General features: G+C 68.8%; 21 protein-coding genes. 17 read left to right on the top strand and 4 right to left on the bottom strand.

Translation table 11 applies throughout. The features are described from left to right. Positions 1–43: 43 nt before the first annotated feature. Both ACSQ2F_RS10940 and ACSQ2F_RS10935 read left to right on the top strand, forming a co-directional pair. Positions 44–961, top strand: a complete 918-nt coding sequence (locus tag ACSQ2F_RS10940) for an alpha/beta hydrolase (protein ID WP_436022643.1) — start codon at positions 44–46, stop codon at positions 959–961. Further along, positions 958–1,815: a YbgC/FadM family acyl-CoA thioesterase gene (locus tag ACSQ2F_RS10935; protein ID WP_436022641.1), complete on the top strand. Its 858-nt coding sequence runs from the start codon at positions 958–960 to the stop codon at positions 1,813–1,815. The genes ACSQ2F_RS10940 and ACSQ2F_RS10935 overlap by 4 nt, the downstream gene beginning before the upstream one ends. Here the strand turns inward: ACSQ2F_RS10935 and ACSQ2F_RS10930 are convergent, their stop codons facing one another. The 4 genes from ACSQ2F_RS10930 to ygfZ form a co-directional block, all read right to left on the bottom strand. Next, on the bottom strand, positions 1,816–2,772 hold the full coding sequence (locus ACSQ2F_RS10930) for an NRDE family protein (protein WP_436022639.1): 957 nt from the start codon (positions 2,770–2,772) through the stop codon (positions 1,816–1,818). Continuing rightward, positions 2,760–3,068, bottom strand: a complete 309-nt coding sequence (locus ACSQ2F_RS10925; RefSeq protein WP_436022637.1) for a DUF4936 family protein — start codon at positions 3,066–3,068, stop codon at positions 2,760–2,762. Before ACSQ2F_RS10925 ends, ACSQ2F_RS10930 begins: the two co-directional genes overlap by 13 nt. Before the next feature lie 122 nt (positions 3,069–3,190). After that, positions 3,191–4,066, bottom strand: coding sequence for a cupin-like domain-containing protein (locus tag ACSQ2F_RS10920; RefSeq protein ID WP_436022635.1), 876 nt, complete (start codon positions 4,064–4,066; stop codon positions 3,191–3,193). Positions 4,067–4,347: 281 nt separating this feature from the next. Continuing rightward, positions 4,348–5,289 carry a CAF17-like 4Fe-4S cluster assembly/insertion protein YgfZ gene (gene ygfZ, locus ACSQ2F_RS10915; protein ID WP_436022633.1) on the bottom strand — a complete coding sequence of 314 codons (942 nt, stop codon included), beginning with the start codon at positions 5,287–5,289 and terminating at the stop codon, positions 4,348–4,350. A 76-nt stretch (positions 5,290–5,365) separates the two neighbouring features. Between ygfZ and mltG the strand changes: the two genes are divergently transcribed. The 15 genes from mltG to ccmI all read left to right on the top strand — a co-directional run bounded on the left by mltG (position 5,366) and on the right by ccmI (position 16,741). Further along, positions 5,366–6,352, top strand: a complete 987-nt coding sequence (mltG, locus tag ACSQ2F_RS10910) for an endolytic transglycosylase MltG (RefSeq protein ID WP_436022631.1) — start codon at positions 5,366–5,368, stop codon at positions 6,350–6,352. A 12-nt stretch (positions 6,353–6,364) separates the two neighbouring features. Further along, positions 6,365–6,976: a dTMP kinase gene (gene tmk, locus ACSQ2F_RS10905; protein ID WP_436022629.1), complete on the top strand. Its 612-nt coding sequence runs from the start codon at positions 6,365–6,367 to the stop codon at positions 6,974–6,976. Beyond that, the gene (gene holB / locus ACSQ2F_RS10900; protein ID WP_436022627.1) at positions 6,970–7,974 is read left to right on the top strand and encodes a DNA polymerase III subunit delta'; all 1,005 of its coding nucleotides are present in this window, start codon (positions 6,970–6,972) and stop codon (positions 7,972–7,974) included. Before tmk ends, holB begins: the two co-directional genes overlap by 7 nt. A gap of 52 nt (positions 7,975–8,026) precedes the next feature. Next, entirely contained in the window at positions 8,027–8,428 is a 402-nt protein-coding gene (locus ACSQ2F_RS10895; protein WP_436022625.1) for a PilZ domain-containing protein, read from the top strand. Positions 8,429–8,465: 37 nt separating this feature from the next. After that, complete coding sequence (locus ACSQ2F_RS10890) at positions 8,466–9,245, top strand: TatD family hydrolase (RefSeq protein ID WP_436022623.1); 780 nt, start codon at positions 8,466–8,468, stop codon at positions 9,243–9,245. Between the two features lie 173 nt (positions 9,246–9,418). Further along, the gene (locus ACSQ2F_RS10885) at positions 9,419–9,619 is read left to right on the top strand and encodes a hypothetical protein (RefSeq protein WP_436022621.1); all 201 of its coding nucleotides are present in this window, start codon (positions 9,419–9,421) and stop codon (positions 9,617–9,619) included. A gap of 76 nt (positions 9,620–9,695) precedes the next feature. Continuing rightward, a complete protein-coding gene (gene ccmA, locus ACSQ2F_RS10880) occupies positions 9,696–10,313 on the top strand; it encodes a cytochrome c biogenesis heme-transporting ATPase CcmA (protein ID WP_436022619.1) in 618 nt (205 codons plus the stop codon). Next, positions 10,310–11,002, top strand: a complete 693-nt coding sequence (ccmB, locus tag ACSQ2F_RS10875; RefSeq protein WP_436022617.1) for a heme exporter protein CcmB — start codon at positions 10,310–10,312, stop codon at positions 11,000–11,002. Before ccmA ends, ccmB begins: the two co-directional genes overlap by 4 nt. Positions 11,003–11,123: 121 nt before the next feature. After that, positions 11,124–11,876, top strand: a complete 753-nt coding sequence (gene ccmC / locus ACSQ2F_RS10870) for a heme ABC transporter permease CcmC (RefSeq protein WP_436022615.1) — start codon at positions 11,124–11,126, stop codon at positions 11,874–11,876. Beyond that, on the top strand, positions 11,854–12,030 hold the full coding sequence (ccmD, locus tag ACSQ2F_RS10865) for a heme exporter protein CcmD (RefSeq protein WP_436022613.1): 177 nt from the start codon (positions 11,854–11,856) through the stop codon (positions 12,028–12,030). Before ccmC ends, ccmD begins: the two co-directional genes overlap by 23 nt. After that, positions 12,027–12,467 (top strand): cytochrome c maturation protein CcmE, encoded by a 441-nt coding sequence (gene ccmE / locus ACSQ2F_RS10860; RefSeq protein ID WP_436022611.1) that lies wholly within the window; start codon positions 12,027–12,029, stop codon positions 12,465–12,467. Before ccmD ends, ccmE begins: the two co-directional genes overlap by 4 nt. Further along, complete coding sequence (locus tag ACSQ2F_RS10855) at positions 12,464–14,425, top strand: heme lyase CcmF/NrfE family subunit (protein ID WP_436022609.1); 1,962 nt, start codon at positions 12,464–12,466, stop codon at positions 14,423–14,425. The genes ccmE and ACSQ2F_RS10855 overlap by 4 nt, the downstream gene beginning before the upstream one ends. Then, positions 14,422–14,943 (top strand): DsbE family thiol:disulfide interchange protein, encoded by a 522-nt coding sequence (locus ACSQ2F_RS10850; RefSeq protein WP_436022607.1) that lies wholly within the window; start codon positions 14,422–14,424, stop codon positions 14,941–14,943. The genes ACSQ2F_RS10855 and ACSQ2F_RS10850 overlap by 4 nt, the downstream gene beginning before the upstream one ends. Further along, a complete protein-coding gene (locus tag ACSQ2F_RS10845) occupies positions 14,940–15,446 on the top strand; it encodes a cytochrome c-type biogenesis protein (RefSeq protein WP_436022605.1) in 507 nt (168 codons plus the stop codon). The genes ACSQ2F_RS10850 and ACSQ2F_RS10845 overlap by 4 nt, the downstream gene beginning before the upstream one ends. Next, positions 15,443–16,741, top strand: coding sequence for a c-type cytochrome biogenesis protein CcmI (ccmI, locus tag ACSQ2F_RS10840; RefSeq protein WP_436022603.1), 1,299 nt, complete (start codon positions 15,443–15,445; stop codon positions 16,739–16,741). The genes ACSQ2F_RS10845 and ccmI overlap by 4 nt, the downstream gene beginning before the upstream one ends. Positions 16,742–16,946 lie beyond the last annotated feature (205 nt).

The following is a 16,946-nucleotide window of genomic DNA, read 5'->3' as shown; positions in this document are numbered from 1 at the left end:
CCCTGTGCCTCCCGCCTCCCGCCCCGATCCCCTGACCTCCACCATGCGAGGTCTGCTCGACCGCATCCAGCGCGCCGGCCAGCCTCCCTTCCACACCTTGTCCGTGGCCGAGGCCCGGGCGATCTATGCGCGTGGCGCCGAGGTGCTCGATCTGCCTCGCGCGCCCCTTGCCCGCATCGAGGACGTCGACGTTCCCGGCGGCGACGGTGCCATGCTTCGCGCCCGCTTGTACGCACCGTCCCTCGCCAGGCTCCCCGTGCTCCTTTACCTCCATGGCGGGGGCTTCACGATCGGCAGCATCGAGACGCACGACAGCCTGTGCCGCCAACTCGCCCACCGCAGCGGTGCGGCCGTGGTGTCACTCGACTATCGCCTCGCACCCGAGCACCCGTTTCCCGCGGCGGTGGACGACAGCTGGCTGGCCCTGCGTTGGCTGGCCGACCGAGGCGGGGCAGCGCTCGGTCTTGACGCGAGCCGCCTAGCCGTCGGCGGCGACAGCGCTGGTGGCACCTTGGCCGCCGTTTCCGCTCTCCTGGCGCGCGACGCGGGCCTGCCCCTGCGCCTGCAGCTGCTCATCACGCCAGGCACCGCAACCGGTCCCGCATTCCCGTCGCGCCGCGAGTTCGCCCGCGGCTTCCTGCTCGACGCACCGACCATCGACTGGTTCTTTGCCAACTACATTGCACCCGCAGCCCGCAGCGACTGGCGATTCGCGCCCCTGGAGGCCGAGGACGTGGAGGGTGTTGCGCCGGCGTGCCTCGTGCTCGCGGAATGTGATCCACTCGTGGATGAAGGCGTCGCCTACGCAGACCGGCTGCGCATGGCCGGCGTGCCGGTCGAGCTGGACATCCACCGCGGCGTGACCCACGACTTCATCAAGATGGGCCGCGCCTTGCGCGAGGCCTCTACGGCGCAGGCGATTGCAGCCGGCGCATTGCAACGGGCTTTCGAGACACCATGAAGCGAAGCGATTTCCGATTTTCCGAGCGACTGAGGGTCCGATGGGCCGAGGTCGACATGCAGAAGGTCGTCTTCAACGGCCACTACCTGATGTACATCGACACCGCGGTCTCAGGCTACTGGCGCGCCATGGCGGCGCCGTACGAAGACACGCTCAAGTACCTGGGCGGTGACCTCTTCGTGCGCAAGTCCACGCTCGAGTACCAGGGTTCGGCCCGGTTCGACGACGTGCTGGACATCGGCGTGCGCTGCGGCCGCATCGGCAACTCGTCGATGGTCTTCAATGCGGCGGTGTTCCGGCAGGATGAACCGCTGGTCACGGGCGAACTGGTGTACGTGTTCGCCGACCCTGCGGCCCAGGCGCCTCTGCCCGTGCCGCAACAGTTGCGCGAGTTGCTCCAGAACTTCGAAGCGGGCCGACCGATGACCACGGTGCGGGTTGGCGAATGGGCCGAGCTCGGCGAGGATGCCCGGGCGATCCGCTCGAAGGTCTTCATCGAGGAGCAAGGCATCCCGGCCGAGATGGAATGGGATGACGCCGATGCCGCCTGCGTGCATGCGGTGGCGTACAACCATTTCGGCGCGCCGCTCGCGACCGGCCGGCTCCTGGAGCACGTGCCCGGTGTCGCGAAGATCGGGCGCATGGCGGTCACCCAGGCGATGCGGGGCAGCGGGGTGGGGCGCGGCGTGCTGGACGCCCTCATGAAGGCCGCTCGCGAACGCGGCTACCGGGAGGCCGTGCTGCACGCCCAGTTGTCGGCGGCGCCGTTCTACATGCGGACCGGCTTCATCACCCGCGGATCCGTCTTCGACGAAGTCGGCATTCCGCACGTCGAGATGGTGTGCGCCCTTTGATCAGGCGGCGCGTCGCCGCCGGGTCGGGTCGGGCTTGAGCAGCGTGCGCACGCGAGTGCGCCGCAGCGGCATCTCGAGGGTCTGCGCTTCGTCGGTCGTCTCGAGCACGGCTTCCTGGGCGCTTGCGTTCACCGGTGGTGCCTCGGTGTAGCGGGGCGGCCAATCCTTGAGGAGCGAGCGGCGCAGCAAAGCCATGCCACCGGCGGGCGTGAAGGTGCGCTCCAGCACGTGCGTCACCAGCCGCTTGTTCACGCGTTCGGTGATGACCAGGGTGGAGCAGCGCGTGCCATAGGCCTGGTCCGCCGTGCGGATGAAGGTGGACGACAAGGTCCGTTCCCAGTCCAGCGGCACGCCGGTGCTGGGCAGCTCCTCGTCGGGAAAGACGGAGCGGTCGGCGAGTGCCTCGAAGAGCCGGCCCGCCAGCGCATCCACCGTCTCGCTGCCGGTCAGGGCTTCGAGCGTCGCTTCTTTCAGCTGCGTCACCTTGGGCCAGGGGCTGTCAAGCGTGCCGTTGGACAGGCCGTACAGGCCGCGCTCCAGCCGGGACGGATGCGTGTGCTGGTTGCTGGCGAAGAAGCAGTCGCCGCGCTGGAAGTCGGCCGCGATCAGATTGAACCCGTTGTAGCCACTCAGGGCGGTGCGCATCCAGAAGCGATCGGTTGCGTCGTCACCCGCAAGCCAGCGCTGGACGATCTCGCCGCGCGACGGTGCATCGGGGTCCCGGCGTGCGGCGGGTGCTCGCACGTTGGTGACGAGGGCGAGGCGGCCCGCCGCGGTCAGCCCGAGCCAGGTGCCGCCGGCTTCGAGATCACGGCCGCCCAGGATGTCGGGCAGGCCCGGTCCCGGCGACCACCACGACAAGCGCGCGGCCGGGCGGTTGAAGAACTCATCACGGTTCGTTGCGATGACCAGCGGGAAACGCCGCGACTGGTCGATCGCGAGGGTCACGAGGCACATGCGCGGAACACCTCCACATGGCGGGCGGCGCCCGTCAACGCGCCGGCCGTCGCGGCCAGGCGTGCGATGTCTTGTTCGATCGCCTCGGACACCCCTTCAGGGTGCGCGGGCCGGGCGTAGGTTTCCATCCAGGTCTGCCATCCATCAACCGTTTCAGGGCGGCGCAGCAGTCGCGTGACGAGGCCAGGATGAAGGGCCGCGAGACGCTGCTGAAACGCGAGCACCTGCGCCTGCAACGCGGACGCGTCGGCAGGCTTCGCTCGATAGTAGATGAACAACTCTCGCGCGGCGGTCATGGCGGGCACCCGGGGATGTGAACTATCAACGCGGATCACCGGCTTATTTGCCGGCGCGCCGCATTGTCGCCGCCACCCGTGCAACTCGTCACGGTGCGGGTCTCCCGGCCCGGGCAGTGGCTTCAGGCTGTGCGCCGCAGTGCGTGGGCCACGCTGCGCCCCGTCCGCCAGGCGCCGGCCTTCAAGCCGTCGCGCCAACGCGCCGTTCCCACGCCGGCAGGCTGCAGCTTCAGGCGCTCGCGGAGATGGTGGTTGAACACCATCGCGTCGGTCAGCAGGCGGGTCTCGTCGGTCTGGAAGAACAGCGACAGGGAGATCGACACGTCCTCCGGCCCGTTGCGGACGTGGTGGCCGGCGATGAAAGGGATGTGGAGTGCATCGCCCGGCTTGAACTGGAACGTGGTCGCCAGCGCCTGGGTCTCGGGCCGCCACAGCGGACGGTGGCGGCCACGCGATACATGGCTCTCGCGTTCGACGACCGTCATCACGCGCGGATCCCATTGCGGAAAGACGGAGATCTCCTTGCTCCCCTGGAACTGCATCAGGAAGTTCGTCGCGCGGTCGATGTGGAACGGCGTGACGCTGTTCGGGGACGACAGGAAGAGGTACATCTTGGGCTCATGCGCTCGGCCGCCGTCGCGGCGACCCAGCACGCCGTTGACGTCCTCGACCAGCTCGCGAAACAGCGGATGGAAGGACTCGTCCTCCTGAGGCTCGCGGATCATGATGTAGGAGTTCGACGTGCGCAGCGTCGCGATCGTCTCCTCGATGCACATGCCGTTGCCATGTTCCTCTTGGGCGCGCTCGAAGTTGTCGCTGGTCTGCAGCCGACCGCTCGAGTAGTGCACCTGCCGCTCCGGCAGCGCCGGGATCATCCGCCCCAGGTTCTCCATCGAGAGCGCCGGATGGCCGAGCAGCTGGTGGGTGAAGAGAAACGGTTCCCGGTCGAACAGTTCAGGTCGGACGTCGTTGGCGAAACAGCGCTGGGTTGGGCTCACGAAGTACGGCTCGGAGTGGCGGATGGGGGCGGAGTGTGCAGGATGCGACACAATTTCGAAGCCGCGCATTCGTGGGGTGCCAAGGCCGGTTCACCGCACCGATCCGTGAACCAGTCCACGGTCAGTGGAGTGCTGGCCGTGGCGCCCCCGGGTTTGGGGGGCGTCCGCCGAAGACAGTCGGGTGCATCCGCGGGCGGGATGACGTTCGCCTCAAGGCGCTCGGGGCCGCCGACCTGGCCGCCCCCAGGCTCCGCGGCAACGCGATGGATTTCGAAGCCGGATCAGTCCGCCGCTTCGGTCGTCACCTCGTAAGGCATGTCCGTGGCGGACAGCATCGGTCCATCGGCGGCGCCCAGGTGCAGGCTGCCGTCGCCCATCGCGGCCAACTTCATCTCGGCCAGCAGGGCGCTCCCGCCGGCCGGGTCGGGCAGGGCAGCGGCATTGACCACCATGCCGGCCGGCTGGCCCGGGTCGGCGCTGTGGAAGATCTCCTGTCCAGGGCGGACGGGCGCGCCGGCAAGGAACAGGTATGTCCGCCGCTTGATGGTGCCGCGGTACTGGCTGCGCGCCACGACCTCCTGGCCGGGGTAGCAGCCCTTCTTGAAATCGACGCCGCCCAGCAACTCGTAGTTGAGCATCTGAGGCACGAACTGGTCGACCGTGGGGGCCTCGATCACCGCGATGCCGCTCTGCACTTCGCCCCAGCGCCAGGCTGCCGTGGACAGCGGCGGGAGCTCGGGCGTCGCGACACCTGCGGGCGCCACCCACAGGTAGCGGGTCGCGCCTGCAACGTCGGGCAGACGCACCACGCTTGCGCCATCGCGTTCCGTGCGGCCCCAGATCGTTTGCGGCGCCGCGTCGGCGAGCCAGGTCGAGGCGCTGGGCCCGGCCAACCCACGCAGCTGCACATCCGGTGTGGCGTCGCTCAACTTGCACTTCGCGCGCAGCACGAACATTGAAAGCCGCTTGAGCGTGGCCGGCAGCACGTCGGCGCTGCACAGGAGCATCACCTCGTCCGGCGAGTTCTTCCACAGCACGAAGCTGGCGAGCAGCCGGCCCTTCGGGGAGCAGTAGCCCGCCAACCGGGCGCGCTGCGTGTCGAGGAGGGCCAGGTCGTTGGTGAGTTGCCCGTGCAGGAAGGTGGCGGCGTCGGGGCCGCTGGCGCGGATGACGCCCAGGTGGTCGAGGGGCGCGGCGCCGTCGAGGGTGAAGTGGCTGGTCATGTGCCGATTATGATCATGCCTTCCACCCCGTCCCGGGCCTGGGGGCTTGGCCCCCGACGACCAGTCGATTGCCTCCTTGAAGTTCCTGCGCCGCTGCCTTGTCCTGCTCGTTCTTGTTGCCGCCGCACTCGTCGGTGGCGCCGTCTGGTGGCTGCAGGCGCCGCTTGCTCTGGCGGCCGACTCCGTCGAAGTCTCGATCGAGCCCGGCACGTCGCCGCGCAAGGTGGCCAACCTGTGGTCGCAGGCCGGCGTGCAGTCGAATGCCTTCCTGCTGTACGAGTGGTTCCGCTGGTCCGGGCAGGCGAACAAGATCAGGGCCGGCAGCTATCAGATCGGCCGGGGCACGACGCCACGCGCGCTGCTGGCGAAGATGGTGCGCGGCGACGAGGTCCTTGCCACGGTTCGGCTCATCGATGGCTGGACCTTCCGGCAGTTCCGTGCCGAGCTGGCCCGAGCGCCGCACCTGAAGCAGGCGACCGCGGGCATGTCCGAGGCCCAGCTCATGACCGCCATCGGGGCACCCGGCCAGCGTGCCGAAGGGCGCTTCTATCCCGATACCTACGCCTACAGCAAGGGCGCGAGCGATCTCATCGTGCTCAAGCGGGCCCACCGCACCATGCAGCGCCAGCTTGAGGCCGCCTGGGCCGAGCGCGCGTCTGATACGCCGATCAAGTCGATGGACGAAGCGCTGGTGCTGGCGTCCATCGTCGAGAAGGAAACCGGGGCGGCCGCCGAGCGTGGCCTCGTGGCTGGTGTGTTCGTGAACCGCCTTCGCATCGGCATGCCCTTGCAGACCGACCCGACCGTCATCTACGGCCTCGGTGAGTCCTTCGATGGCAACCTGCGCCGGCGCGATCTCGTCACGGACGGCCCCTACAACAGCTACATGCGGGCGGGCCTGCCGCCCACCCCGATCGCCATGCCGGGCAAGGCCGCATTGCTCGCAGCCGTCCGGCCGGAGCGGACCAAGGCCCTGTACTTCGTCGCAAGGGGCAACGGGACCAGCCAGTTCAGCGACAACCTCGCCGACCACAACCGCGCCGTGAACCAGTACCAGCGCTGACCGGAGACTCACGTGGCGGGACGATTCATCACCTTCGAAGGCATTGACGGGGCCGGCAAGTCGACTCACATCGACGCGCTGGCCCAGCGATGGCGCGACCATGGCCAGCATGTCGTGCTGACGCGCGAACCCGGTGGAACCCCGCTCGCGGAATCGCTGCGTGAACAACTGCTCCACACGGCCATGGACCCGCTGACCGAGGCGCTCCTCGTGTTCGCCGCGCGCCGCGACCATCTGCGGCAGGTCGTGCAGCCCGCGCTGGCCGCGGGCCACACGGTGCTGTGCGACCGGTTCACTGATGCCACCTTCGCTTACCAGGGCGGGGGCAGGGGGTTCGACCCGCACGTGCTCGCCACGCTCGAGCAGTGGGTGCAGGAAGGCCTGCAACCCGAACTCACCGTCTGGTTCGACCTCCCAGCTGCGGTGGCGGCGGAGCGTCGTGCCGCCGCCCGGTCGCCCGACCGCTTCGAGCAGCAGGAGACGGCATTCTTCGAACGGGTTCGTGCCGGCTACCAGGCGCGCTGTGAGCAGCATCCGGCGCGCTTCATGCGCATCGACGCATCGGGCACGCGCGAAGCGGTGTGGGCCGAACTGGCGGCCCGCTTGGAGGCACGAGGATGGTAGGCCCCGACGGCGCGCTGCCGTTGCCATGGTTGGCCGGTCCGCTGGCCCGGGCGCTGCGCACCCAGCACGGCCACGCGCTGCTGGTGCATGGTCCGCAAGGCATAGGCCAGTTCGAACTGGCGCTGTCGCTCGCCCAGAGTTGGCTCTGCGAATCGCCCGGCGCCGATGCGGCTTGCGGCCGGTGTGCCGCCTGCCACCTGGTTCAGGCGCGAGCCCATCCCGACCTGCTGGTGCTGGTGCCCGAAGCGCTCGCGGAGGCGCTCGGATGGCAGGGCGACGAAGCCGCCTCCGACAAGGCCTCCAAGGCCAAGCCCAGCAAGGAGCTCAAGGTCGAGGCGATCCGTGCGGCGGTGCTCTTCGCGCAGACCACCTCGGCACGCGGGCGCGGCAAGGTCGTGCTCGTGCACCCGGCGGAGCGGATGAACGTCATTGCGAGCAACACCTTGCTCAAGACACTCGAGGAGCCGCCCGGCGAGGCGCGCTTCATCCTCAGTTGCGGGGCGCCACAGGATTTGTTGCCCACGATTCGCAGCCGCTGCCAGGCCGTGCCCCTCGCCTTGCCGGACCCCGAACTGGCGCGAACCTGGCTTGCCAGCCAGCAGGTGGCCCAACCGGAGGTATTGCTGGCCGCAGCCGGCGGACAACCGCTGGAGGCGCTGGCGTGGTCACGGGACGGGTTGGATGCCGTCGCCTGGACCCGGCTGCCCCGCCAGGTGGCACAGGGCGACGCCGGCACCCTGGCGACCTGGCCGCTGCCGCGGCTTCTCGACGCCTTGCACAAGCTTTGCCACGACGCGCTCTGCGTGGCCTGCGGCGCCTCCCCCCGCTATTTCCCTGCCGCATCGCTCCCCAGGCCCGGCTCGGTGGCGGCGCTCAACGCATGGTCTCGAGAACTGGGCACCACCCTGCGACATGCGGAGCACCCCTGGAGCGGTCCGCTGATGGTCGAATCCCTGGTGCTGCAGGCCAAGCGTGCGCTTGTGCCGGCCGCGGCGTGAAGTCGGCACAGCCCGTGCCAGCAGCCCCTCGGCTTTAAGTACACTCAACGTCATGAGCGACCCTACCGCCTCCCCCCGCCCGCTGGGCAGCCCGTTGGCCGCCGTGGCCAATTCGCCGCGGCCGAGCGTGATCCAGCTCGTCTTCCGCGAGAAGGGGGCGCTCTACGCGGCGTACATCCCGGCCTTCACCGACGGCGGCCTGTTCGTTCCCACCACGCGCGACTATCGCCTGGGCGAGGACATCTACCTGCTGCTGTCCCTGCCCGACGACCCCCAGCGCTATCCGGTGGCGGGCAAGGTCGCCTGGATCACGCCGGCCAACGCCTCCGGCGGCCGCACCCAGGGTGTCGGGGTGCGATTCCCCGGCGACGAGAAGACGCGCCTGCTGCGTGCGAAGATCGAAGAGATCCTGGGCACCTCCGTGGCCTCGGCCAAGCCCACCCAGACCCTCTGACTCACCGGCGCAGCGGCCCTGCGCCGCGTTGCTGCCGATGTTCGTCGATTCCCATTGCCACCTCGCCTTTCCCGAGCTGAAGGCGCGCCTTCCCGAAATCCGCGCGGCCATGGCCGAGGCGCAGGTCGACCGCGCCCTGTGCATCTGCACGACGCTCGAGGAGTTCGATGAGGTCCAGGGGCTCGCCGCCGCCCATGACAACTTCTGGGCCTCCGTCGGGGTCCATCCGGACAACGAGGACGTCCGCGAACCCGATGTCGCCACGCTTGTCGACTTGGCCGCGCGCCCGCGGGTGGTCGCCATCGGTGAGACCGGCCTCGACTACTACCGCCTCGACGGCCGCTCGGTGGCCGACATGGAGTGGCAGCGGGAGCGGTTCCGGGTGCACATCCGGGCTTCCCGGGCGACCGGACTGCCGCTCATCATCCACACTCGCAGCGCCTCGGACGATACGGTGCGGCTGTTGGGCGAGGAGGGGGCCGAGGCCGGAGTGTTCCATTGCTTCACGGAGTCCATGGAGGTCGCCCGGGCGGCCCTCGACCTCGGCTTCTACATCTCGTTCTCGGGCATCCTGACCTTCAAGAACGCCGCCGACCTGCGCGAGGTGGCCGCCTGGGTGCCCCTCGATCGCTGCCTGATCGAGACCGACAGCCCCTACCTTGCCCCGGTGCCCTACCGGGGCAAGACCAACAACCCCTCCTACGTGCCGTTCGTGGCGCGGCAGATCGCCGAGCTCAAGGGCCTGGCGGTTGAGGCGGTCGCCGAAGCAACGTCCGAGAATTTCGAGCGCTTGTTTCCGGTGGCCGACCGCCGCTGACCGCGCGGCGCGGGGGCTGCGCGCCGGGCCCCGGCGGGTGGCGCTGACATCCGCGGCCGCCGCTCTGTCAGTGCGCTTCTGACACGCGCCATGGCGACGGGACGACTTATCGCGGCCCCGCCTGATCCCTACAGTCCATGCATCGACTTTTCCTTCTTCACCGGAGAATTCACATGCAGACCGAAGAGATCATCGCCAACCCGTTCGCCCTCATGCTGAACCCGGCAGAAGTCTTCCAGGCCATGGAGCGCTCCCACCGGCTCGAGCGGCTTCAGCGCCGGGTGTGCCGCCCGCTGGACAAGCCGCTGATTGCCCGTCCGACGGCGAACTTCAACGACTTCGACCTGGCCATCGACGCCGAAGCCGACGAGTGAAGGCCCGGGCAGAGGACTGAGCCTCGGGCGGCTCTGCCACGGTGCCTTCGCGCCGTGTTGCAGAATCCAGGCCGCCATGCTCATCCTTCACGACCTCGCCTGCTCCAAAGGTGAACGCCTCCTCTTCCGGGGCGTGCACTGCTCACTTGCCCGTGGCGCCTGGCTGCACGTTGCCGGGGCCAACGGCATCGGCAAGACCAGCCTGTTGCGCATGCTGTGCGGCCTGGCGCCTGCGGCCCGCGGCGAAATCCGCTGGGACGGCCAGCCCATCGCGGCGCTCGGCGACAGCTGGCGTCGAGAGCTGCTCTACATCGGCCACGACAGCGGCCTTCAAGGCATGCTCAGCGCCCGCGAGAACCTGCGGGTGGCGTGTGCGCTCGGGGGACAGCGTCCGGACGACACTGCGCTGGCCGAGGCCCTGCAGCGCATCGGCCTGGGCAACCGGCTCGACCTCCCGACGCGATTCCTCTCGCAAGGCCAGAAGCGCCGCGCCGCGCTCGCGCGGCTGGTCCTCAGCCGCGCCACCGTGTGGGTCCTGGACGAACCCTTCGTCGCCATCGACGGCCAGGCCCTGCAACTCCTGTCCGGCCTGATCGCCGAGCACCTCGCGCGTGGTGGTCTGGCGGTCCTGACCAGCCATCAGCCCGTCGACATTCCGGGCCAGCCTGGCCAGATGCTGGAGCTGACCCGATGACCGAACCCCGAAACGCCGGCGACCTGTCCGTCTTCACCACCGTCCTCCAGCGCGACCTGCGCATCGCCATGCGGCAGAAGAGCGACGTGCTCATGTCGCTCGTCTTCTTCGTCATCGTGGCGAGCCTGTTCCCCTTGGCCATCGGCCCGGAAACCGCCTTGCTGCAGCGAATCGCCCCGGGCATCCTGTGGGTCGGGGCCTTGCTCGCGGCCGTGTTGTCCTTGCAGCGCATGTTTGCCAGCGACCACGCCGACGGCAGCCTGGAGCAGATGCTGCTGTCGCCGACCCCGCTCTACGTCACCGTGGTGGCCAAGACACTCGGTCACTGGCTGCTGGCCGGTCTTCCCCTGGTGCTGGTCGGCCCGGTGCTCGGACTGCAGTTCAACCTCGACGGCCGTGGGTTGATGCTGCTCACCGCCTCGCTGCTGCTTGGAACGCCGGTGTTGAGCCTCGTCGGCAGCGTCGGCGCCGCACTCACCCTGGGCGTGCGTGGCGGCGGTGTGCTGCTAGCGCTGCTCATCCTGCCCCTGTACGTGCCGGTGCTCATCTTCGGTGCCGGTGCAGTTGAAGCGGATGCCGCGGGCCTCGATGCCTCGGGCCACTTGTTGCTGCTGGGCGCGATGTTCGTGCTCGGCGCCTTTTTTGCGCCCTGGGCCACCACCGCCGCCCTGCGAATTTCCCTCGAATAGCCTGGGTCAGCCGCTGCGCCTGCTATAAGGTGCATCCCCAGCGTTTCCACCCACTGATCTGGCGGGCCGCCGCCGGTACAGTGCGCGGTCCAGGACGTTCCACCGCCCCACGGGCCCACGAATGACGAACAAAACGAAGATCAACTGGTTCAGGTATGCCTCGCCCCAGAGCTTCTATCCTCTGGCCGCCCGGCTGTGGACACTGTTCGCGGTCCTCGCGCTGGGGTTCGCGGCCGTGGGACTGTGGGTGTCCTTCTTCGTCGCGCCCACGGATGCCCAGCAGGGCGAGGGCTACCGCATCATCTTCATTCACGTGCCCACCGCCTGGATGGCGATGTTCATCTACGTCGTGATGGCGGGCTGGGCCGCAGTGGGCCTGGTGTTCAACGCGCGGCTGGCCAGCATGATGGCCTCGGCCATGGCCCCGACCGGCGCCCTGTTCGCGTTCCTGTCGCTATGGACCGGCGCGCTCTGGGGCAAGCCCATGTGGGGCGCCTGGTGGGTGTGGGACGCGCGGCTCACCTCCACGCTGATCCTGTTCTTCCTGTACCTCGGCTTCCTGGCGCTCCAGGCCGCCATCGACGATCCCCGGCGAGCCGACCGCGCCGGTGCGCTGCTGGCGCTGGTCGGGGTGGTGAACGTGCCGATCATCTATTTCTCGGTCAAGTGGTGGAATACGCTTCACCAGGGCGCCTCCGTGTCCGTGACACGATCTCCGTCAATGGCCAGCCTCATGCTCTGGGGCATGCTGCTGATGGTGATGGCGTGCTGGATGTACGCGGTGGCTGCGACCCTGTCCCGGGTGCGCAGCATCATTCTCGAACGCGAACGGCATGCGGAGTGGGTCAAAGATGCAGTGGCACAGTCTCGGTGAGTTCCTCTCCATGGGGGGCTACGCCACCTACGTATGGGGCAGTTTCGGCGTGACCGCCGGGGCCCTTCTGGTCGAGGCCTGGCTCTTGCGCGTGCGACGCGCCAGGGCCTTGCGCTCGGCCTCCCGTCAACAAGCGGAGGATTCGCTGTCATGAAACCTCGTCACAAGCGCCTGGCGCTCATCGTCGGTGGCGTTGCGAGCCTCGGCATCGCGACCGCCCTGGTGCTCAATGCCTTCCAGAGCAACCTGGTGTTCTTCTTCACCCCTTCGCAGATTGCCGCGGGTGAAGCCCCCAAGGACCGCACCTTCCGCATCGGCGGCATGGTGAAGGAGGGCAGCGTCAAGCGCCAGGACCTCACGGTTCAGTTCGTCGTCACCGACACCGCGCGCGAAACCGCCGTCACCTACACCGGCATCCTGCCCGACCTCTTCCGTGAGACCAAGGGCGTGGTGGCCCAGGGTCGACTCGACGCGAGCGGGCTCTTCGTCGCAAGCGAAGTCCTCGCCAAGCACGACGAGAACTACATGCCCCCCGAGGCGCAGCATGCGGTGGACGCCGCGCAAAAGACCGCCAGGACGCTCAAGCCATGATCCCCGAGATCGGTCATTTCGCGCTGGTGCTGGCGCTGCTCGTGTCGCTCGTCCAGGGCGTGTTGCCACTGCTCGGCGCCCATCGCGGGCGAGCCGAATGGATCGGGCTGGCGCGGCCGTCCGCTCAGCTGGTTTTCCTGCTGATCGCGGTGTCGTTCGGCTGCCTGGCCCATGCCTTCCTGGTCAACGACTTCTCGGTGCTGTATGTCGCTCAGCATTCGAACACCCGCCTGCCAGACATGTACCGCTTCTCGGCGGTGTGGGGCGGCCACGAGGGTTCGCTGCTGTTGTGGATGCTGATGAGCGCCGTGTGGGCGCTGGGCGTCGCCACGTTCTCGCGCCAACTGCCCGACGAGATGGTGGCGCGGGTGCTCGGTGTGCTCGGCCTGCTGTCGGTGGGTTTTCTGCTGTTCATCCTCACCACGTCCAATCCGTTCACGCGCCTGATGCCGGCGCCGGTCGAAGGACGCGACCTGAACCCGCTGCTGCAGGATCCGGGCCTCGTGTTCCACCCGCCCATGCTGTACATGGGCTACGTCGGCTTCTCGGTGGCCTTCGCGTTCGCCATCTCGGCGCTGCTTTCCGGGCGCCTGGACGCCGCGTGGGCGCGCTGGTCGCGGCCCTGGACCACGGCTGCCTGGATCTTCCTCACCTTCGGCATCGCCCTCGGTTCCTGGTGGGCCTATTACGAACTGGGCTGGGGCGGTTGGTGGTTCTGGGACCCGGTCGAGAACGCCTCCTTCATGCCCTGGCTGATCGGCACCGCGCTCATCCACTCGCTGGCGGTGACCGAGAAGCGTGGCACGTTCAAGAACTGGACCATCGTCCTGGCCATCAGCGCGTTTTCACTCTCGCTGCTCGGCACCTTCCTGGTCCGGTCGGGCGTTCTCACGTCGGTGCACGCCTTCGCGACCGACCCCAAGCGCGGCATCTTCATCCTCGGCTTCCTCACCGTGGTGGTGGGTGGCTCGCTGGCGCTCTTTGCCTGGCGCGCCCCGAAGGTGACCACGGGCGGGCACTTCGCCGTGGTCTCCCGCGAGGCCCTGCTGCTGCTCAACAACGTGCTGCTGCTGGCGGCCGCGGGCAGCGTGCTGCTCGGTACCCTGTACCCGCTCATCGTCGACGCGCTCAACCTCGGCAAGATCTCCGTCGGCCCGCCGTACTTCAACAGCGTCTTCGGGCCGTTGATGGTGCCGCTGCTGATGCTCATGCCCTTCGGACCGCTGGCCCGCTGGAAGGCCGCCGACTGGCGCGAGATGCTCAAGCTGCTGAGGCCGGCGGTCATCGTGTCGGTGCTTGCGGCCGTCGCCGTGCCGTTCTCCATGGGCGCCTGGTCCTGGCTGGCTTCGCTGGGCGCCTTGATCGCCGCCTGGATCATCTGCAGCTCGGTGGTCCACATCCTCCGGCAGACCCGCCGCGGCACCGTGAGTGCGCCGTTGTCCTTCTGGGGCATGCACCTGGCGCACTGCGGCATTGCCGTGTTCGTCGTCGGCGCCACCATGGTGTCGGCCTACCAGACCGAGCGCGATGTGCGCATGGCCCCCGGCGACACCCTCACCGTGAGCGGCTACACCTTCCGCCTGCTCGGCGTGAGCGAGGTGCCGGGGCCGAACTACATCGCCCAGCGCGGCGAGGTGGAACTCTCCCGCGACGGCGAGGTCCTGCGCAGCCTGTACCCCGAAAAGCGCAAGTACCTGTCGTCCACCATGCCCATGACCGAAGCCGCCATCGACGCCAGTCTCACCGGTGACATCTACGTCGCCCTCGGCGAGGCGCTCGACGGCGCCGGGACCCAGGCGGCCTGGAGCCTGCGCGTGTACCACAAGCCCTTCGTCGACTGGATCTGGGGCGGCTGCCTGCTCATGGGCATGGGCGGCATCCTCGCCGCGGCCGACCGCCGCTATCGCCTCGGCAAGGCGCGCTCTGCCGCCTTGGCAGCCCAGGGAGCCGCGGCATGAAGAAGCGCTTCCTGTGGCCGCTCGTCATCTTCGTGGTGCTGGTCGGCTTCCTGGCGGTCGGGCTGAACCGCAACCCGAGCGAGGTGCCGTCGCCCCTCATCGGCAAGCCGGCCCCGGCCTTCGAGCTGGCCCGCCTGGAGGGCGATCAACGATTCACCCCCAAGGACATGCTCGGCCAGGTGTGGATGCTCAACGTCTGGGCCTCGTGGTGCGTGGCCTGCCGCGAGGAGCACCCGGTGCTGGTCGCACTTTCCAAGGACAAGCTCCTGCCCATCGTCGGCCTGAATTACAAGGACCAGGCGCCGGACGCCAAGCAATGGCTGCAGCGCCACGGTGATCCCTATGCCTTGTCGGCGGTCGACGCGGATGGCCGCGTGGGCATCGATTACGGCGTGTACGGCGTGCCCGAGACCTACGTCATCGACAAGGCCGGGGTGATCCGCTTCAAGCAGATCGGCCCCGTCACCCGCGAAGTGCTGGACCAGACGATTCGTCCGCTGGTGAAGGAGCTGCAATGAGCAGCCGGTCGGCCGGCGCGCTGCTGCGCGTCTTCATGCTGGGCGTGTCCCTGGCATTGTTCTCGACAACGGGCGCCCGTGCGGCCGAGGCCGTTCCGACGGCCGAGGATCCCGTGGTCGAGCAGCGCCTGCTCCGGATTTCCGAGGACGTGCGCTGCCTCGTGTGCCAGAACGAATCCCTGGCCGGGTCCCGGGCCGATCTGGCCAACGACCTGAGGCGCGAGATCCGCAAGATGATCCGCGAGGGCCGCACCGACGCCGAGATCCGGGAGTTCCTGGTCAGCCGCTACGGTGACTTCGTCCTCTACAAGCCGCCGCTCAAGCCCGTCACCTGGTTGCTCTGGTTCGGGCCGTTCGTGCTCCTGCTGTCGGCGGTGCTGTTCCTCGTGATGTTCCTGCGCCGTCGCCAGCGCGACCGCGTCGAGCACGCCGAGCCTGGGCTCTCCGAGGCGGAACGCCGCCAGGCCCAGCAACTGCTCGATTCCCCGGACCTTCGCTCATGAGCACCTTTCTCGCCGTTGCCGCCGTCCTGACGCTCGTGGTGCTGCTGCGCCTGCTCTGGCCCCTGTGGAAGGGTGGCCGCCGTGGCGGCGCGCTCAGCATCAGGCAACTGAACTCCAAGGTGTACCGCGACCAGCTCCAGGAGCTCGAGCGCGACCTGGCGCGCGGCCAGCTCACCGCCGCGGGCTACCAGGAATCCCGCGACGAGCTGCAGCGCCGACTGCTGCAGGACGTCGAGGCGGCGCCCGAAGCGGTGGCGGCCTCGGCCGGAAACCCGCGCGCCGGCCGCTGGACCGCCATTGCGCTCATGCTGCTCGTGCCGCTGGGCGCCGCAGGCCTTTACAGCCGCGTGGGCAACACCGGCGCCATCGATGCCCCGGTGCAAGGTGCCACGCCCGAGCACATCCTGAAGGCGGTGGAGCGGTTGGCTGCCACCCTCGAGAAGTCCCCGGAGAACCTCGAGGGCTGGGTGCTGCTGGCCCGCGCCTACCGGTCCATGGAGCGCTTCACCGACTCGGCCGCCGCCTTCGAGCGGGCAGCACCGCTCGTGGCCCAGCATGCCGACCTGCTGATCGAGAATGCGGATGTGCTGGCCGCCGCCTCCGGCGACCAGCTCGAAGGCAAACCCATGGACATGGTTCGCCGTGCGCTCGCACTCGAACCCGAGAACCCGATGGGTCTCATGCTGATGGGCACTTCGGCATACCGACGCGGCGACATGCAGGGTGCGGTGCTGCAGTGGGAACGCTTGCTGGCGGTGCTGCCGCCCGAGTCGGACGAGTCGCGCCAGGTGCAGGCCAACATCGACCAGGCACGTCGCCAGGGTGGCGAGGCGATGTCGGCCACTGCGCCAGCAGCGACCGCCCCGGGCGCGGCGACGCCGAGCAATGCGTCGGCGTCGGCTTCGGCGTCGACCGCGTCCGGCGAGTCGAGCGCCAGCAAGGCTTCAGGCGGCGCGACCGTCTCGGGCGAAGTGGTGCTCGCGCCCGCACTGGCGGCGCAGCTCAAGCCGGATGACGTGCTCTTCATCGTCGCGCGTCCGGACGACGGCTCGCGGGTCCCGCTTGCCGTGCTGCGCAAGCGCGCTGGCGACCTGCCGCTCAAGTTCACCCTCGACGACTCCCTCGCCATGGTGCCCGATCGCACGGTATCCAAAGCGCGCGCCGTGGTGCTCGTGGCTCGCATCTCCCGTTCCGGCCAGCCGATCCCTCAGGCGGGCGACCTGACGAGCGCGGCCACCGAGCCCGTCGCCCCGGGCACGTCCACGGTCCGCTTGGTCATCGACCGACAGATGTGAACTGTTTCACGTTTCCTTAGCACAGCCCGGTGAGCGTGAGTAGCTCCGCTGACTAGGGAAATCCGCCAATGCTGGAAATGAACGATGGTGCAACCATCGCGGCGCCAGTGATTGGCGGCATGGACGGGGCCTCCTCGGACCCAGCCGGCAACGCATGGTAGTCACTCGCAAGCTCGGGCCCGTCCCGGCCTCGCGAGTGACACCC

The sequence above is a fragment of the Rhizobacter sp. LjRoot28 genome, from assembly GCF_964253025.1.
Lineage (GTDB): Bacteria > Pseudomonadota > Gammaproteobacteria > Burkholderiales > Burkholderiaceae_C > Rhizobacter.
This window is presented reverse-complemented; position numbering and strand designations above follow the sequence as displayed.

Bases quoted from the DNA above. Each gene is read 5' to 3' on its own strand.
- ACSQ2F_RS10940 (WP_436022643.1), top strand. From the start codon at position 44: ATGCGAGGTCTGCTCGACCGCATCCAGCGCGCCGGCCAGCCTCCCTTC.
- ccmI (WP_436022603.1), top strand. From the start codon at position 15,443: ATGAGCACCTTTCTCGCCGTTGCCGCCGTCCTGACGCTCGTGGTGCTG.
- ccmA (WP_436022619.1), top strand. From the start codon at position 9,696: ATGCTCATCCTTCACGACCTCGCCTGCTCCAAAGGTGAACGCCTCCTC.
- ccmE (WP_436022611.1), top strand. From the start codon at position 12,027: ATGAAACCTCGTCACAAGCGCCTGGCGCTCATCGTCGGTGGCGTTGCG.
- ACSQ2F_RS10895 (WP_436022625.1), top strand. From the start codon at position 8,027: ATGAGCGACCCTACCGCCTCCCCCCGCCCGCTGGGCAGCCCGTTGGCC.
- ygfZ (WP_436022633.1), bottom strand. From the start codon at position 5,289: ATGACCAGCCACTTCACCCTCGACGGCGCCGCGCCCCTCGACCACCTG.
- ccmB (WP_436022617.1), top strand. From the start codon at position 10,310: ATGACCGAACCCCGAAACGCCGGCGACCTGTCCGTCTTCACCACCGTC.
- ACSQ2F_RS10845 (WP_436022605.1), top strand. From the start codon at position 14,940: ATGAGCAGCCGGTCGGCCGGCGCGCTGCTGCGCGTCTTCATGCTGGGC.
- ACSQ2F_RS10890 (WP_436022623.1), top strand. From the start codon at position 8,466: ATGTTCGTCGATTCCCATTGCCACCTCGCCTTTCCCGAGCTGAAGGCG.
- ccmC (WP_436022615.1), top strand. From the start codon at position 11,124: ATGACGAACAAAACGAAGATCAACTGGTTCAGGTATGCCTCGCCCCAG.
- ACSQ2F_RS10850 (WP_436022607.1), top strand. From the start codon at position 14,422: ATGAAGAAGCGCTTCCTGTGGCCGCTCGTCATCTTCGTGGTGCTGGTC.
- ACSQ2F_RS10885 (WP_436022621.1), top strand. From the start codon at position 9,419: ATGCAGACCGAAGAGATCATCGCCAACCCGTTCGCCCTCATGCTGAAC.
- ccmD (WP_436022613.1), top strand. From the start codon at position 11,854: ATGCAGTGGCACAGTCTCGGTGAGTTCCTCTCCATGGGGGGCTACGCC.
- ACSQ2F_RS10925 (WP_436022637.1), bottom strand. From the start codon at position 3,068: ATGACCGCCGCGCGAGAGTTGTTCATCTACTATCGAGCGAAGCCTGCC.
- ACSQ2F_RS10935 (WP_436022641.1), top strand. From the start codon at position 958: ATGAAGCGAAGCGATTTCCGATTTTCCGAGCGACTGAGGGTCCGATGG.
- ACSQ2F_RS10930 (WP_436022639.1), bottom strand. From the start codon at position 2,772: ATGTGCCTCGTGACCCTCGCGATCGACCAGTCGCGGCGTTTCCCGCTG.
- holB (WP_436022627.1), top strand. From the start codon at position 6,970: ATGGTAGGCCCCGACGGCGCGCTGCCGTTGCCATGGTTGGCCGGTCCG.
- ACSQ2F_RS10855 (WP_436022609.1), top strand. From the start codon at position 12,464: ATGATCCCCGAGATCGGTCATTTCGCGCTGGTGCTGGCGCTGCTCGTG.